Here is a 16,505-nt window from a genome sequence, read left to right as displayed (position 1 = left end):
CCGTGCCCGGTATGCCCGACGCCGCGGTGCACGCCCCGATCCGGCTCGGCCAGGTCTCGGTGACCTTCCTCGGCGTGCGCCACCACAGCCCCGCCTGCGCCCGCCTGGTCCGCGACACCATCGCCGCCCTGCGCCCCGCCCACGTGCTCGTCGAGGGCCCGTCCGATATGAACGACCGCTTCGACGAACTGCTCCTGGGCCACGACCTGCCCATCGCCGTATTCAGCAGCTACCGCGACGTCGACACCCGGCACATGTCCTGGGCCCCGCTGTGCGAATACTCCCCCGAATGGGTCGCCCTCACCGCGGGCCGCGCGGCGGGGGCCCAGGTCCGCTTCATCGACCTCCCCGCCTGGCATCCGGCCTTCGCCGGAACCGAGAACCGCTACGCCGACGCCGAACGCCGCTACGACCGTGCGATCACCCGCTTGTGCACCGAATTCGCCGTCGACAATGTCGACACCCTCTGGGACCACCTCTTCGAAATCGACGATCCCGCACCGGAATCCAGCACAACCCTCGCGGAACGCCTGGCCACCTACTTCGACCTGGTGCGCGGCGACGAAGACGCCTCCCCCGGCGACCTGGCCCGCGAGGAATACATGACCCGGTGGATCCGCGCCGCCGTGGCCGACTGCGCGGACCGGCCCGCACACATCGTCGTGATCACCGGCGGCTTCCACCGCCCACCCCTCATCGCCCGCCTGCTGACAGCAGACGCGACCGCCGAAGCGAAGGCGCCGGGCAGCGTCGGGGGCCAATCTGTCGCGGCCGGAGGTGCGTGGCCGGAGGTGCCGCCGTTCCCCGGGGCGGGCGTCGGCGGAAGCTATCTGGTGCCGTTCAGTTTTCGGCGGCTGGATGCGTTCGCGGGGTATCAGTCGGGCATGCCGTCACCCGCCTATTACGAGCAGCTCTGGCGGGAGGGCGCGGAAGCGGCGGCGGAAACCATCACACGGGTGGTGGTGCGGCGGTTGCGGGAGCGAGGGCAGGCGGTATCGACTGCTTCGCTGATCGGGGCGCGCACGTTGACCGTGGGGTTGAGCCGGTTGCGAGGGCATGAAATACCTTCGCGGACCTATGTTCTCGATGGGTTGGCGGGGGCCCTGATCACCTCGGCGCTGGATCATCCGCTGCCGTGGACGGGGCGGGGGCAGTTGCGGGCCGGGACCGATCCGGTGGTGGTGGAGATGGTGGCCGCCTTGTCGGGCAGCCGGGTGGGGCGGTTGCACACGGGGACGCCGCATCCGCCGCTGGTGCACGATGCGGCCGCGGAGTTGGCGCGCTGCGGGATTCCGGAGGAGGGGCGGTTCGAGGTCGATCTCGGTTCCGCGGCGGGGCTGGCGGCGAGCCGGGTGCTGCATCGGCTGCGGGTGCTGGGGATTCCGGGGTACGAGCGGGAGAGCGGACCGGTCATCGGGCGGGCGCCGAAGTTGCGGGAGAGCTGGCGCATCAGGGCGTCGGAGATGCGGCTGCCCGCCTTGATCGAGGCCGGATCACTGGGCGCCACATGCGCCGAGGCCGCCGCCACGCGGCTCGGGGAGCGATTCGCCGGAGCCGGATCCGATACCGGGGTGCTGGCGATCGTGCTCTTCGATGCCACATTGTGCGGGCTCTCGGAGCTCACCGGGCGGGTGGTCGGCACGGTGCGCGGGCTGGTCGGATCCTCCGGTGACGCAGCGGGTCTGGGGCAGTTGCTGGCGGTGGCGCTGGGATTGTGGCGGCACGACCGGCTTTTCGGGACGGCACAGTCTCCAATGCTGGCAGATCTCATCGATACGGCGGTGCTGCGCCGGCTGTGGCTGGTGGAGGGGAGTCGGGGCGGGCCCGAGCCCGCCGATGACGGATTGCTGAAAGCCATTGTGGCGGTCCGGGATGCGGCGCTGCACGCGGCAGCGGTGCTGAGTGTCGAGCGCGCCGATCTCGCGGCGGTCTTCCACCGGTGCACCGCCGCCGACCGGCCGCCCGCGCTGCGGGGCGCGGCGCGGCGGTCGGCGTGGTCGCCGCGCTCACGCCGCAGGAAAGCGTGAATGTCGCCCGCGCCGTCCGGTTGGCGGGCGCACCCGGCGTGCTGGGGGATTTCCTGGCCGGGCTGTTCGCGCTCGCGCGCGAGCAACTGATGGAGGATGTCAGCGAGATATCCAGCGGCACAACACCATTACTGTCCGTCCTGGACGAGCTGGTGGGCGGCTTCGGCGCCGAGGAGTTTCTGGTCGCGCTGCCCGCGCTACGACTGGCCTTCGCCTGGTTCCCGCCGCGAGAACGGGCGCAGATCGGGTCGCGGCTGCTGGAGATGCGGGGCATCACGGGTTCGGGGTCCACGCTGCTGCGCCTGCCCGCAGACGCCGGGACGCTCGCCCGCGCGCGGGCGGTGGAGGAGCGGGTGGATCGGATGCTCGCCGAGCACGGGCTGCTCGAGCACGAACACCACGCATCGCCGCGGGCCGGGCGCGAACCGCGCGACGCCACCGGAAAGGGGCGGCTCGAACCTCGACCGGCCGCAGCCGCTGATACGAATGGCCAAGGAGGCGAAGATGTCTGAGATCGATCCCGGTTTAGAGCGCTGGCGGCTGATCCTCGGCAATGCCGGATCCGGTGTGTGCCAGGGCTCCGCGCTCGGCGAAGTGGCCGCCGGTCGCGACGCCGCCCTGGACTGGCTCTACGAGCGTGACTCCGATCTGGACGACCGCGATATCCGCCGCACGGGCGGCAGCGGCCCATCGATCGTGCAGGCCGTGGACTGGCTCGACGATATCCATACGCTGTTCCCCAAGGCCACCATCGAACGGCTCGAACGGGATGCGGTGCATCGCTACGGATTACACGAGGTGCTCACCGATCCGGGGGTGCTCGGACGGCTGGAACCGAATGCCGAGCTGCTCGGTGCGGTATTGCGCACCAAACATCTCATGAATCCCGAGGTGCTGCGCATGGCCCGCCGCATTGTCGAGCAGGTGGTGCGCGAGCTCATGGAACGGCTGGCCACCGAGATCCGCACCAGCTTCACCGGCACCCGCTCGCGTCGCCCCAGCCGCATTGCCCGCGCCGCCGACTTCGACTTCCCGAAGACGGTGCGCACCAACCTCGCCCACTATCGGCCCGAGGAGCGCAAGCTCTACGTCGAGACCGCGCATTTCCGCGCCCGCACGCGCCGTCACGTGGACAACTGGCAGTTCATCCTGCTGGTGGACCAATCCGGTTCCATGGTGAACTCGGTCATCCACTCCGCGGTCACCGCCGCCTGCCTGTGGAATCTGCCCGGCATCACAACACATCTGCTGGCCTTCGACACCGCCGTCGTCGATCTCACCCGCGATGTGGACGATCCGGTCGAACTGCTGATGAAGGTGCAGCTCGGGGGCGGCACCGATATCGCCCGCGCGCTCGCCTACGCCGCGCAGCTGGTCGAGCAGCCCCGCCGCGCCATTGTCGCGGTTATCAGCGACTTCTACGAAGGTGGCGACGAGAACTGGCTCGTCCGCACCGCGGCCTCCCTGGTAGCCGAGGGCGCGACCGTACTCGGCCTGGCCGCACTCGACGAACAAGCCGAGCCCGTCTTCGATCGCGAGATGGGTCAGCGCCTCGCCGATGTCGGCGTCCACGTCGGCACCATGACCCCCGGCGAGCTGGCCGCCTTCATCGCCGAAACGATCGGATAGCCGTCATGCACCCCGACCTCCTCGCCCTCACCGACGACTCCCTGATCACCCTGGCCAACCGCGGCATCTTCAAACGCGCCCTCAAGGAAAACGCCGCCACCCCACCCCAACTCACCGAATCCCCCGACGGCACAGTCACCGCCGTCTTCCCCGACGGCGCCCGAACCACCCTCCCACCCGCCGTCCCCCTCGACTCCGCCCCCTGCACCTGCGGAGCGACAACGGTCTGCCGCCACCGCGTCATGGCGGTGCTCGCCTACCGCGACGCAATGACATCGGCCGACGATAACCACTCACCCGCCACCGCGCCACCCACGGGCACCGCCACCTCAGCGCGCACCACCCCACCAGCAGGCAGCGACATCTCGCCGAGCACCACCCCACCAGCAGGTAGCAACACCTCACCGCGCACCACTCCAGCAGCGGGCAGCGACACCACACCACGCACCACCCCACCGACAAGCAGCGACATCTCCCCTGACACCACCCCAGCGGCGGGCATCGACACCTCACCGCGCACTACCCCACCAGCAAGTAGCACCACCTCACCCCGCACCATCCCAGCGGCGGGCAGCGACACCACACCACGGTCCAAGCCATCGGCAAGCGGCGGCACCTTCCCGGACGCGACCGCACCGGCGGGCGAGGACCATTCGCTGGGCGCTGCGGCACAGGCGGCCGAGGCGAAGCCTGTCGTCCGGGGCGACGGCAGGCCCGATACGGCGGCCTCGGCAACCAGAGGAGTGCCGAACTATGGTGCGCCTCAGCACGATTGGTCACCGGCCGCGTTCAGTGACGAGCAGCTCGCCGATCTCTTGGGCAGCCGCGTCCTCGCCGCCGCCAAGCGTGTGCGGCGGTCCGGATTCCGCGCCCAGGTGCGGCACGCGACGGCGCAGGATCCGGTTCCGTCGGTCGAGCTCTCCACCGTGACGGTGCGTTTCCTGGTTCCCCGCGAACTCGGCTATGCCCGGGTGAATGCGGCCCGGGGCAGCCGCAGCGATGCGATCGCATTGGCGGTGTGGGCATTTCGCGTCGCCGACGAGCTCGATCCGGCCGCCGGATCGCTCGAGGTCACGGTGGGCGATGCGGCGGACGGGTCGGCCGCGGTGATGGCGGCGGGGTCGGTTCTGGCTCCGCTGGCGGATCTCCTCGCGGATGGCGTGGCCCATGTGGGCGTATCGCTCCCAACACTTTTCGCCGGGACGCTGCGCACCCTCGACGGCGCCGCCGCCCGCTGGCCGCACGACGCCCTCACCGATCTGCTCGACCAGCTGTCCGCCTATCGGGACCGCAGCGCCCGCCACGACCCCCTGGCCACCGCGGCCCTCATGGCCGAGCTCGTCGCCCGGCAGCGCGCCAGCCGCCGCGATTGGGTTCCAGTCCTCGGCACCGAGGAGGCCGCGCAGACGCCGCTCCGCCATCTCCGGCTCACCGGCCTGGGCGCCCGAATCACCGGCGATGCCGAATCCCGCACCGTGGAAACGTATCTCGCCCATTCGGAGGCGAGAATCGTACTCACGCTGCGCCACACCGCACCCATCCCCGAGGGCGCCGAACCCCCGGCGGTGACGGCCCTGGGCGCGCGCCGCGCCGGATCGGCCCGCCTCGCCGATCTGGCCGCGGGCAATGTCGTGACCGAATCGGCCATACGCTCGGCCAATCGCACCGTCCGCCTGGCCACCAGCCGGGTGGCCCGCACCTCCGTCCTCCCCTCCACCGGCGACTGGTCCAAACTCCCGCCCGAACTGCTCCTCACCGACCTCGACTCCGAGTCAACCCGCCAGAAATCTCTCCCGCCCTCCCTCATCCGCCCCCGTGTCCGCGGCGCTTCGATTCGCGCCGTAGCCGTCGACGCGGTGACCGAAATCCAGTACCTCCCCGGCGAACAACGCCTGCACGCCACCGTGCACGCCCCGACCGGCACCGCCACCCTCACCTACACCCACAGCGGCGCCACTCCCGGCGCCCTGGACGCATTGGCGCACGCCCTATCCGGCGACGCGGGCCCCGTCCGGTACATCGCGGGGGCCGTGGAAGGCCACCAGGGTCGCCTGCACATCGAGCCCACCGCGGTGTCCGCCGGAAACACCGTCGTGACCCCCTGCTTCGCCACCACCGAGAGTCCACTCGTTACCGGAACGGTCCTCCCCCACCGGGATCCGCTCACCGCGGCCCTCGCCGCCGCGCTGTCGCTGTCCGCCGAGGTCCCCCATCACGGCACTCGCCATCTCCCACCGTCCTGGTTCACTCGCGCCACCGAAACGTCCGCGACACTGCGCCGCCTGTCGCTGACATCGGCCGCGGCCACGTTCGACACGCTGGGCCGCACACTCCCCACGGCGAGCCCCGCGCATGCCCTCGAACTCTGGGCCTCCACCCATGTACGCCTGCTGCTGACCGCCGAACAGCTCTGATCCGCCGGGGCGGCGGTCCGCGACGGGGTCGCCGGTCCACAATGGGCGCATGCGGATTTCGGTGGCGGCGGACGAGAACACCGGTGTGGCGGCAGAGGTCGTGGCGGAATTGCGGCAACGCGGGCACGACGTCGTCGTGCACGGGGCATTGGAGCCCGCGGAACGGGACGATTGGGCGTGGGCCAGCGAGGCGGCCGCGCGGGATGTGGCGGACGGCCGGGCCGATCAGGCGGTGGTCTGCTGCTGGACGGGAACCGGGGCGTCGATCGCGGCCAACAAGGTGCCCGGTGTGCGAGCGGCCTTGTGCGTGGACGCGTACAGCGCCGAAGGAGCCCGGAAGTGGAATGACGCCAATGTACTAGCCTTGAGCCTGCGACTGACCTCGCGGGTGCTGCTGAGCGAGATCCTGGATGCCTGGTTCACCGGCGCTGCCAGCGCGGACCCGGTGGATCGGGCGAATATCGCGCATGTGGATTCGATCGGCGGGCGACCCGGTCCGGCGTGAAGCACGTCACACGGTGTCATGAATCGAAGCCCTCGATTGTCAGAAGGGCATGACTGCACAGAGCATCACCAAGGTTGTCGTTATCGGAGGCGGCTACGCGGGGACCACCGCGGCCAATCGGCTGCAGCAGCGGGAGGATGTCGAGATCACGCTCGTCAATCCGCGGCCGCAGTTCGTCGAACGTATTCGGTTGCACCAGTTCGTCGCCGGGAACAACGACGCGGCCGCCGATCTGGGGACCGTGGTCGGAGAGCGGGTGCGCGTGGTGGTCGATGACGCCGAGCGCATCGACACCGGCGCACGGACCGTGGAGCTGAGGTCGGGGCGGATGCTGGACTACGACTACGTGGTCTATGCGGTCGGCAGCACGGCGGCGGCGCCGAGCTGGATTCCGGGGGCGGCCGAATTCGCCCATCCCATCGGGGAATGGGAGTACGCGGGGCGGCTGCGGACCGCGCTGGACGCCATGCCGGAGACAGGCCGGGTCACCGTGGTCGGGGGCGGGCTCACCGGAATCGAAACCGCCGCCGAACTCGCCGAAACGGGACGCGCCGTGACGCTGATCTGCGGCGGGCGCCTGGCTCCGTCCCTGCTGGATCCGGCCCGCCGCTCGATTGCCAAGTGGCTCACCAAGAACTGCGTCGAGGTGGTGGAGAACATCAAGGTGGCCGAGGTGCGCGCGGACGCGGTCGTACTGGCCGACGGCACCGCCGTGCCCGCCGCCGTCACCATCTGGACCGCCGGATTCGGCGTGCCGGAACTGGCCGCCCGCAGCGGGCTGCGCACCGACACGCTCGGCCGATTGCTCACCGACGAAACCCTGACCAGCGTCGACGACGATCGCGTCATTGCCGCCGGGGATGCCGCCGCACCCTCGGGCCAGCCGCTGCGCATGAGCTGCCAGGCCGCCATCCCGCTCGGTGTGCAGGCGGCCGAAACCGTCCTGAGCCGCATTGCCGGTGACCGGCCCGCCGCATTGAACATCGGCTCGTGGCCTCGTGCGTCAGCCTCGGCCGACGCGCGGCCACCATGCAGATCGCCCGCAAGGACGACACCTCGACCAAGTACTACGTCGGCGGCCGCCTGGGAGCCTCGCTCAAGGAGGCCATCTGCAAGGGCACGGTGTCGAGCATCCGCAAGGAAGGCCGCAAGCCCGGTTCGATGAGCACCATCAAAGGCAACGGCAACCGGACCGCACAGACCGGCGTCGAGCGCGAGGTGGCCGCGCGATCGTGAACCCCGCCGACGAGCACCGTGGCCGCCCGAACAAATCCGTGGCCGCGGTGCGCCGGACGACACACCGCGGCCGCGAACGCACCGCCGAATGCCCTGACCGGCGCGACGGGCCGCCCGTCAATCGGCGGCGAGATTCGCGTACTCCGATCGCAATTCGCGCTTGAGGATCTTGCCGCTGGGATTCTTCGGCAGCGCGGCGACGAAGGTCACGTACTTCGGCACCTTGAAGCCCGCCAGGTGCTGCTTGCAGTGGGCGACAACCGATTCCGCGGTGGGAGCGGTTCCCGCGCGCACGACGACGATCGCGGTGACGGCCTCGATCCAATGCGGGTGCGGTATGCCGACGACGGCCGCCTCGGAGATCTCCGGATGCCGGTAGAGAATCTCCTCGACCTCCCGGCTGGCGACGTTCTCGCCGCCGGTCTTGATCATGTCCTTCTTGCGGTCCACCACGCTCAGATAGCCGTCGGCGTCCATGACACCGAGGTCACCGCTGTGGAACCAGCCGTCGTGGAACGCTTCCGCGGTCTTGTCCGGATCATTCCAGTAGCCGAGCATGGCCTGCGGCGATCGGTGCACGGTCTCGCCGACCACGCCGGGCCCCACCGGGACTCCCTCGTCGTCGACCACGCGAGTTTCCACATTCAAGGCCGGGCGACCGGCCGACCCCGGCTTGGTCAGCTGATCCTCCGGGGCGAGAACCGTTGCCAGCGGCGCGAGTTCGGTCTGACCGTAGAAGTTGGTGAGCGCAACGCCGGGCAGCCGCCGCGCCAGCTCCTGCAACACCTCCACCGGCATGATGCTCGCCCCGTAATAGCCCTTCTTCAGCGACGACAGGTCGAAGTCGTCGAACTCCGGATGCCGCAGCAGCGATACCCACACCGTCGGCGGGCAGAACAGCTTGGTGGCCCGCTCGGTCTCGATGGCCCGCAATACCGTCGCCGGATCCGGGCCCGGCAGCACAATGCTGGTCGCCCCCAGATAGATGTCCGGTGTGAGGAAACAATGCAGCTGCGCGCAGTGATACAGCGGCAGCGCATGCACCTCGATGTCCTCCGCGCTCATCCGCCCGTCGACCACGACGCTCACATACTGGGCGATCAGACTCCGGCTCGACAGCACCGCCCCCTTCGGCCGCGATTCGGTCCCGGACGTGTACATGATCTGGATCGGATCATCTTCGCCCACAACCACATCCGGCTCCGAGGAGTCGGCGTGCTCCGCCCATCCGGCCACCTCCTCCCACCCCTCAACGGCCGGTACTCCACCGAGACCGATCCACCCGAACACCCGAATCCCATTGCCGTCCAGCTGCTTCACCGCCGCCTCGGCCTCGGCGGCCAGCGCATCCTCCGCGATCAACCCGACAGCCCCGGAGTGCCGCAGGATATACGCGACTCCCTCCGCGGTGAGCATGAAGTTGATCGGCACCGAGATCGCGCCCAGCCGCGCCAGCGTGAAATACACCAGCGCGAACTCACGGCAGTTGTGCGAGTAGATCGCGATCCGATCCCCCTGCCCCACGCCCCGATCCGCGAGGCTGTGCGCCACGCGGTTCACCGCCGCGTCCAACTGGGCGAAACTCTCGCGTTCGCCCCGCCAGACGAGGGCGGTCTTATCGGGTAGGCGGGCAGCGCTGCGCCGCAATAGATCCCCGAGCGCCTGACTGCGCGCGTGGGCCACGATGGGTGTCTCCATGCCAACACGTTCTACCTCGAGAGTGTGGCGTGCGTCATAGGGTCCTGGTCACCAGGATGCGGGGATCAGGGTGTGGCGGGGGCGAGCGTTCGGCGCCACTGCGTGCAGCGGTGGATGTAGGTCGGGAGGTGGTCGGTGGTGAATGCCTGGGGTGACCAGTTCGTGGGGAGCGCCTCGGCGGTCCAAGCGTAGGTCCAGGCGTAAACTTCGCGCTCGCCCGCTCGGACCGAGACCGGGATCAGGTCATACTCGTCGTCTTCGAAGGCGTCGAGCACCTGCCATTCGGCGGAGGTCAGTCCGCTGAGCAGAAAGACTTGAGCGACAGCGGTGTTCGCGATCATGAGGCCGGGGTACACCCCCTCCGGCAGGGCTGCCGCGCGGCGGCCGAGCAGGACGGCTCGCTCGGACTCCGGTGTGCGGCCGATCAATTCGGTGAGGACCTCGGGGAATTGCAAGGTGCCGTACACGAACAGCGGGTCGGCGGGATGCGGGAGCCGCCGAGCCCAGGGACGATCGGAGGTCACCGCACCGCCACTCGGGCGAAGGCCGCCGCGTCGTGGGAGTTGATGACGGTGACCTGATGGCCGTGCAGGCGCTTGAGTTCGCGCAGACGCTTCTGGTTCTCCCGGTAGGCGTCGCCGACGATATTGCCGGATTGGTAGACCTGCCACAGGAACGGGGTGTGCGGGTTCTCCGGGTCGATGGAGGACTCCACGAAGTAGGCGTCCCCGGCGTGCAGCAGCCACCCGTGCCCGTGGTCGACGGCGACCCCGGCATGGCCGCGGGTGTGGCCCGCCAGGGGGATCACCAGGATTTCCGGAGGCAGGCCGGGCAGGTCGCGGACGGCACGGAAACCGAACCAGTCCTCGCCGTCCTCGACCTCGTTGACCATCCATTTGGGGCCGTGGGCCCATTGGGCGGCGCGGTAGCGCATGCGCTCGGACATGGTGGGCGTGGCGGTGGCGGCGCGGAATTCGGGGCCGTGGATGTGGACGGTGGCCTCGGGGAAGTCGGACAGGCCGCCGGAGTGGTCGAGGTCCAGGTGGGTGAGGATGATGTGGCGGACATCGCGGGGGTCGTAGCCCAGGGCCTGGATCTGGCGGATCGCGGTCTCGTGCTCGGCCAGCGCGGGGCGCAGGCCGAATCGGCTCAGGCCGATCATCTTCGCTGGTCGGCGCACGGCGTCGAGGCCGAATCCGGTATCCACGAGCACGAGTTCGGTACGGGTCTCGATGAGCAGGCAGTGGTCGATCACGCCGAATGCCATGGTGCCGCAGTTGAGATGGTGGATCCGCATGGCCCGAGCGTCGCAGACGCCAACCGGACGGTCAATCCGAACGCGCGGCGGCGGCGACTTCGGCGGCGAAGGTCACCGTGCGCGCCTCACTCGGGGCGGTTACCGCGAATGATGTCGGCGAGGCGCTCGAAATCCTCGACGCGGGCGCTGGAGGCGCGGAAGGCGAGTCCGATGGTGCGCCCGGGCGCGGGCGAGGCGAAGCGGGCGATATCCAAAGTGCCGCGCGAGGTTTCGGCCGATACCGCCATCTCCGGAATCAAGGTCACGCCGAGATCTCCTGCCACGCACTGCACCACGGTGGCCAGCGAGGCCGTGCGGGTGTCACCGACCGCGCCCGGATGCACATTGTGCGAGCGGCACAGATCCAGGGTCTGATCACGCAGGCAGTGCCCCTCGTCGAGCAGCAGCAGCGGCAGCGAGTCCAGATCGGCGGGACGCAGATCGCGACGCCCGGCGAACTCGTGCCCACGCGGGACGACGAGAACGAATTCTTCTGCATAGAGGCGTATCTCGAGCAGTCCGGACGCATCGGTCGGCAGCGCGAGCAAGGCCACATCGAGTACGCCGGTGCGCAGTGCGTCCAATAGTCGAGCCGTTTGATCCTCGATCACATACGGCGCCAAAGTCGGTAATTGCTTTCGGAGTTCGGGCAGCAGTGTCGGCAGAACGTAAGGGGCGACGGTGGGAATGATCCCCATGCGCAGCGTGCCCCCGAGCCCGGTCCCGGCCGCGGAGGCCACGAACCGATCTGCCGCCTCCAGTGTGGCCATGGCCTGCGGCAGCAGCCGCTTGCCCGCGGGCGTCACCAGCACCCGGCGCGTGCTGCGTTCGATCAATTGCAGCCCGAGTCCGTTTTCCAATGATGCCAAGGCCTGCGATAACGTTGGCTGGCTCACATTCAGCCTGGTCGCAGCGGTTCCGAAATGCCGGTATTCGGCGATCGCCACGAACGCACGCAGCTGTGACAGGGTCGGCTGATAAGTTTGATCAGTCACGCTTATCAGTATAGTGCGACTGATCACCTTTACCTCTCACCGGAGGATGGGCAAGATCGTTTCCCGAAGTCACGACACAATCGGTTCGACTACATAGAGGAGCACATTCATGGCCTTGCTGACCATCGGCGACCAGTTCCCCGCCTACAACCTCACGGCTGTCATCAGCGGCGACCTGTCCAAGGTGAACGCTCAGCAGCCCGACGATTACTTCACCCAGATCTCGAGCGACGACTACGCGGGCAAGTGGCGCATCGTCTTCTTCTGGCCGAAGGACTTCACCTTCGTCTGCCCGACCGAGATCGCCGCGTTCGGCAAGCTGAACGAGGAGTTCGCCGATCGTGACGCCCAGGTGCTCGGCGCCAGCGTCGACAACGAGTTCGTGCACTTCCAGTGGCGCGCCCAGCACGAGGATCTGAAGACCCTCCCCTTCCCCATGATGAGCGACCTCAAGCGTGATCTGGCCGCCGCCACCGGCGTTCTCAATGCCGACGGCGTCGCCGACCGCGCCACCTTCATCATCGACCCGAACAACGAGATCCAGTTCGTGTCCGTGACCGCCGGTTCGGTCGGCCGCAATGTCGACGAGGTGCTGCGCGTGCTCGACGCCCTGCAGTCCGACGAGCTGTGTGCCTGCAACTGGAAGAAGGGCGATCCGACCATCAAGGCCGACGAGCTCATGACCGCCTCGGTCTGATCCGACGCATTCCGATCAGTCCGACACGGTTAAAGGAAGTTTCAGCGTGACCATCGAAAACCTGAAGAACTCGCTCCCCGAGTACGCCAAGGACCTCAAGCTCAACCTGTCCTCGATCGCACGCACCACCGTGCTGACCGAGCAGCAGCTGTGGGGCACCCTGCTCGCCTCGGCCGCGGCCACCCGCTCGGCGTCCACGCTGCGGGAGATCGCCGAAGAGGCCGCCGACACGCTGTCGGCGGAGGCGTACAACGCCGCCCTGGGCGCCGCCTCGATCATGGGCATCAACAATATGTTCTACCGCGGCAAGGCGTTCCTGGGCGGTCGCTACGACGACCTGCGGGCCGGTCTGCGCATGCAGATCATCGGCACGCCAGGCGTGGACAAGGTCGATTTCGAGCTGTGGTCGTTCGCGGTCTCCTCGATCAACGGCTGCGCGCACTGCCTGGAGGCGCACGAGAACGTCCTGCGCGAGGCGGGCGTATCACGTGAGGTGATCTTCGAGTCGCTGCGTGTGGCCGCGATCGTGGCCGGTGTCGGCCAGGCCGTGGCGACCACGGAGGCGCTCGCGGGGGCGGCCGTCTAAAGCGATTCGATTCGATCGCAAGCATTCCGGCAGGGGCTGTGCATCCATGTGGTGCACAGCCTCCGTCGTATTTGCGAACAGATAGCTGCAAGCGGGTCACCGCTCCGCAACATTGACCGGATCGTCCGGTTTCGCGACCTAGACTCCCCCGCATGCCCACGCGCACCCGGACCCCCGCCCGGCGTCGGTGGCGCAGGTTCTTCGCCACCTCGGTCGTGCTCATCGCGCTGGCTGCGGGCGGACTCGCACTCTGGTTGAACACGCGGGAGCCCGAATCCACCGGCAGTACCGCCGGAGCCGATCCGACCAGCACCCCGCTGCCCGACCCACAGCAGGCGCGCAGCGATCTGGACCGGCTCACCGTCGCCTGGAACCGCAACTGGGAGTCCTACGAGCGCAATGCCTTCGGGCCCGGCTGGTCCGGTCACGGCGGTGAGCCCAAGCTCGTCGACGGCTGCACCGCGCGCGAGGACGTCATGAAGCGCGATCTGACGGATGTGCGCCTGGCGGACAGCAATCCGTGCATGGTGCTGTCCGGGACGCTCGTCGATCCCTACTCCGGCGAGCGGCTGCCCTACGACCGCTTCAAGGCCTCCGGCATCGAGATCGATCATGTTGTCGCGCTGGGCGATGCGTGGCGTTCGGGGGCCTCGGAATGGCAGCCCGAACGCCGCGAGCGCTTCGCCAACGACATCGGCAATCTGCTCGCCGTGCAGAAGCAGGCCAATCAGGACAAGGGTTCCAAGACTCCCGATCAGTGGCGGCCGCGCCCGGAGTACTGGTGCGATTACGCGCGGCGCTGGGTCGGGGTCAAACAACGCTGGGGCCTGACGGTGCAGCCCACCGAGAAGTCGGCCCTGGCCGACATGCTGAATTCCTGTGCGCCTCCCGCTACCCGATAACCATCGGTAAGCTCGGCAACCATGGGTACCCCGGAAAGCGATGGCACACAGGTCGAGGTGATCCGCGTCTTCACCGATGCGGCGGGCCGATTCGGCAATCCACTCGGCATCGCGCGCAGCGCCGACGTCACCGGAATCGATCACCAGGCCCTCGCCTCGCGCCTGGGCTACAGCGAAACCGTCGTGGTCGACCCACCGGCCGCGGACCGCGCCCGCATGCGCATCTACACCCCCGCCGTGGAACTCCCCTTCGCCGGTCACCCCACCGTCGGCGCCGCCTGGTGGCTGGCCACCCAGGGCTCCCCGATCACGGTCCTCGACGTCCCCGCCGGACCGGTCGACATCGCCCGAACCGACGGAATGACCTGGGTCCGCGCCAAATCCGAGTGGACCCCCAAGTTCACCTTCCACGAATTCGCCGACACCGAAGAACTCCTCACCCTGGACCCGGCCGACTTCGCCGAGGGCCAGCACTACGTCTGGAGCTGGACCAACGAGGACCGCGGCGCCGTCCGCACCCGAATGTTCGCCCCCGCCATGGGAATCGCCGAAGACGAGGCCACCGGCGCCGCAGCCATAGCCCTCACCGCCCGCCTCCGCCGCGGCCTCCACATCACCCAGGGCGAAGGCTCCCAACTCTTCACCGAATGGGACTCCGACGGCTGGGTCCGCCTCGGCGGCCGCTGCGTCCCCGACCACCCGGTGGTCATTTAGCCGGGCGCAGCGAACCGTACAGTTCTCATCTGATCATCGGACGACTTCAGGAATAGCTCACTGAGCAGGGCGGTTGCCCCTGAAGTCGGCGTGCGCGCGCGGAAAATCGGTTGCCCGGAAGTGTCAGCAACCGATGAAATCATGGGGATCGCGACGTCATGACCGGCAGTTGCACGCTCCCGATGGAAGGACTACCCGCCGTGGAAAGAACTGCCTTATCCGCTGACTCGGCCACCCACGCCGAGCCTCTGGCCGGGCGGCGGGAATGGATCGGACTGGGCGTACTGGCGCTGGCCTGCCTGGTTTATGCCATGGATCTCACGGTGCTGCATCTGGCGGTGCCGATGATCAGTGCCGAATTGCATCCGACGAGTTCGCAGTTGCTGTGGATCATCGACGTTTACGGATTCATGGTGGCCGGGCTGCTGATCACCATGGGGACGCTCGGGGATCGGATCGGGCGGCGGCGGATTCTGCTGATCGGGGCGGCGGCCTTCGGCGTGGTGTCGGTGGTGGCGGCGTTTTCGCCTACCGCCGAGATACTCATACTGTGCCGTGCCGTGCCGTGCTCGGGATCGCGGGGGCGACCTTGGCGCCGTCCACACTATCGTTGATCTTCAATATGTTTCGCGATGCGCGGCAGCGGTCGGTGGCGGTTGGCGTGTGGGTGGGCGCGTTCTCCGCGGGCGGTGCGATCGGGCCGTTGGCGGGTGGCGTGCTGCTGGAGCACTACTGGTGGGGGTCGGTGTTCCTGCTGGCGGTGCCGGTGATGGCGCTGCTGCTGGCGCTCGGGCCGAAAGTGCTGCCGGAGTTCCGGGATTCGGAGGCCGGGCGGCTGGATCTGGTCGGGGCGGCGCTGTCGGTGGTCACCATGATCGCGCTGGTGTTCGCCATGAAGAAGATCGCCCAGGATGGCGTCGGCGTGGTGGCGCTGGCCGCGCTGGCCGGTGGACTGGCGGTCGGTGCGCTGTTCGTGCGGCGGCAGCTGACCAGTCCGGATCCCATGCTCGATCTGCGGCTGTTCCGTTTGAGCGCATTCCGGACGGCCTTGGGCATCAATGTGATCGGCGTGTTCGTGGCCTTCGGGTACTTCCTGTTCGTCGGGCAGTACTTCCAGCTGGTGCTCGGCATGTCGCCGTTGCAGGCGGGCCTGGCCATGTCACCGTCCGGTCTGGGCTTCATCGTCGGCTCGCAGCTGGCGCCCCGCATCGTTCGATTCGTGCGCCCAGCGTACCTGATCGGCGGCGGTATGGCGACCTCGGCGGTCGGGCTGGCGCTGCTGACCCAGGTCAGCCTGGGCACCGGCCCCGCCCTGGCAATCGTTGCCTCGCTGCTGATTTCGCTGGGCTTGGCCCCGGTGTTCGGGATCACCACCGAGCTCATCGTGGGCTCGGCTCCGCCCGAGCAGGCGGGGGCGGCCTCCGGATTGTCCGAGACCGGCGCGGAAATCGTTGGTGCGCTGGGCATTTCGATTCTGGGCAGCCTGAGCGTCGCGATCTATCGCGGCGACCTGGCCGATTCGCTGCCCGCCGGGCTACCGGCGGAGGCCGCGCAGTCGATTCGCGACACACTGGGCGCGGCCGTGGCGGTGGCGGATTCGCTGCCGGAGCAACTCGGATCGGCCGTGCTGACCGCGGCTCGGGAGGCATTCGTGGACGGCGTGCAGCTGACCGCGGGAATCGCGACGGTCGCCGCGGCGCTCATCGGCGCGATCGCGCTGATCAAGCTGAAGCACATTCCGGCCGGAGAACTGCCCGGACACGAAGGGCACTGACCTCTGGTCACGAAGGGCACTTCCCCGCCTT

The 16,505-nt window shown here is 68.7% G+C and carries 13 protein-coding genes and 2 pseudogenes; 11 read left to right on the top strand and 4 right to left on the bottom strand.

From position 1 onward, the window contains the following. Positions 1-11: 11 nt before the first annotated feature. The 6 genes and pseudogenes from NC4_RS34960 (at position 12) to NC4_RS34930 (ending at position 7,811) form a co-directional block, all read left to right on the top strand. Positions 12-2,027, top strand: coding sequence for a DUF5682 family protein (locus tag NC4_RS34960; protein WP_067547590.1), 2,016 nt, complete (start codon positions 12-14; stop codon positions 2,025-2,027). Next, entirely contained in the window at positions 1,994-2,539 is a 546-nt protein-coding gene (locus NC4_RS41970) for a DUF5682 family protein (RefSeq protein ID WP_218021380.1), read from the top strand. Before NC4_RS34960 ends, NC4_RS41970 begins: the two co-directional genes overlap by 34 nt. Next, a complete protein-coding gene (locus tag NC4_RS34950; RefSeq protein ID WP_067547860.1) occupies positions 2,532-3,656 on the top strand; it encodes a VWA domain-containing protein in 1,125 nt (374 codons plus the stop codon). Before NC4_RS41970 ends, NC4_RS34950 begins: the two co-directional genes overlap by 8 nt. A gap of 5 nt (positions 3,657-3,661) precedes the next feature. Next, positions 3,662-6,070, top strand: a complete 2,409-nt coding sequence (locus tag NC4_RS34940) for a YehQ family protein (RefSeq protein WP_157555406.1) — start codon at positions 3,662-3,664, stop codon at positions 6,068-6,070. Between the two features lie 49 nt (positions 6,071-6,119). Continuing rightward, entirely contained in the window at positions 6,120-6,575 is a 456-nt protein-coding gene (locus tag NC4_RS34935) for an RpiB/LacA/LacB family sugar-phosphate isomerase (RefSeq protein WP_067547578.1), read from the top strand. 49 nt (positions 6,576-6,624) lie between these two features. Next, positions 6,625-7,811, top strand: a pseudogene (locus NC4_RS34930) (NAD(P)/FAD-dependent oxidoreductase). A 117-nt stretch (positions 7,812-7,928) separates the two neighbouring features. Here NC4_RS34930 and NC4_RS34925 read toward each other — a convergent pair. The 4 genes from NC4_RS34925 to NC4_RS34910 form a co-directional block, all read right to left on the bottom strand. Beyond that, on the bottom strand, positions 7,929-9,509 hold the full coding sequence (locus NC4_RS34925) for a fatty acyl-CoA synthetase (protein ID WP_067547575.1): 1,581 nt from the start codon (positions 9,507-9,509) through the stop codon (positions 7,929-7,931). Between the two features lie 65 nt (positions 9,510-9,574). Further along, positions 9,575-10,033, bottom strand: a complete 459-nt coding sequence (locus tag NC4_RS34920; protein WP_067547572.1) for a gamma-glutamylcyclotransferase family protein — start codon at positions 10,031-10,033, stop codon at positions 9,575-9,577. Further along, on the bottom strand, positions 10,030-10,806 hold the full coding sequence (locus NC4_RS34915) for an MBL fold metallo-hydrolase (protein WP_067547569.1): 777 nt from the start codon (positions 10,804-10,806) through the stop codon (positions 10,030-10,032). Before NC4_RS34915 ends, NC4_RS34920 begins: the two co-directional genes overlap by 4 nt. A gap of 86 nt (positions 10,807-10,892) precedes the next feature. Then, positions 10,893-11,801 carry a hydrogen peroxide-inducible genes activator gene (locus NC4_RS34910; RefSeq protein WP_067547567.1) on the bottom strand — a complete coding sequence of 303 codons (909 nt, stop codon included), beginning with the start codon at positions 11,799-11,801 and terminating at the stop codon, positions 10,893-10,895. A 109-nt stretch (positions 11,802-11,910) separates the two neighbouring features. Here NC4_RS34910 and NC4_RS34905 point away from each other — a divergent pair, with 109 nt between their 5' ends. The 5 genes and pseudogenes from NC4_RS34905 (at position 11,911) to NC4_RS34885 (ending at position 16,474) form a co-directional block, all read left to right on the top strand. After that, positions 11,911-12,498 carry a peroxiredoxin gene (locus tag NC4_RS34905; RefSeq protein ID WP_067547564.1) on the top strand — a complete coding sequence of 196 codons (588 nt, stop codon included), beginning with the start codon at positions 11,911-11,913 and terminating at the stop codon, positions 12,496-12,498. Between the two features lie 46 nt (positions 12,499-12,544). After that, complete coding sequence (gene ahpD, locus NC4_RS34900; RefSeq protein ID WP_067547561.1) at positions 12,545-13,084, top strand: alkylhydroperoxidase, AhpD family; 540 nt, start codon at positions 12,545-12,547, stop codon at positions 13,082-13,084. Between the two features lie 152 nt (positions 13,085-13,236). Beyond that, a complete protein-coding gene (locus NC4_RS34895) occupies positions 13,237-13,986 on the top strand; it encodes an HNH endonuclease family protein (RefSeq protein ID WP_067547558.1) in 750 nt (249 codons plus the stop codon). 21 nt (positions 13,987-14,007) lie between these two features. Next, entirely contained in the window at positions 14,008-14,700 is a 693-nt protein-coding gene (locus tag NC4_RS34890; protein ID WP_067547555.1) for a PhzF family phenazine biosynthesis protein, read from the top strand. A 182-nt stretch (positions 14,701-14,882) separates the two neighbouring features. Continuing rightward, positions 14,883-16,474, top strand: a pseudogene (locus NC4_RS34885) (MFS transporter). Positions 16,475-16,505 lie beyond the last annotated feature (31 nt).

Source organism: Nocardia crassostreae (assembly GCF_001613405.1).
Lineage (GTDB): Bacteria > Actinomycetota > Actinomycetes > Mycobacteriales > Mycobacteriaceae > Nocardia > Nocardia crassostreae.
This window is presented reverse-complemented; position numbering and strand designations above follow the sequence as displayed.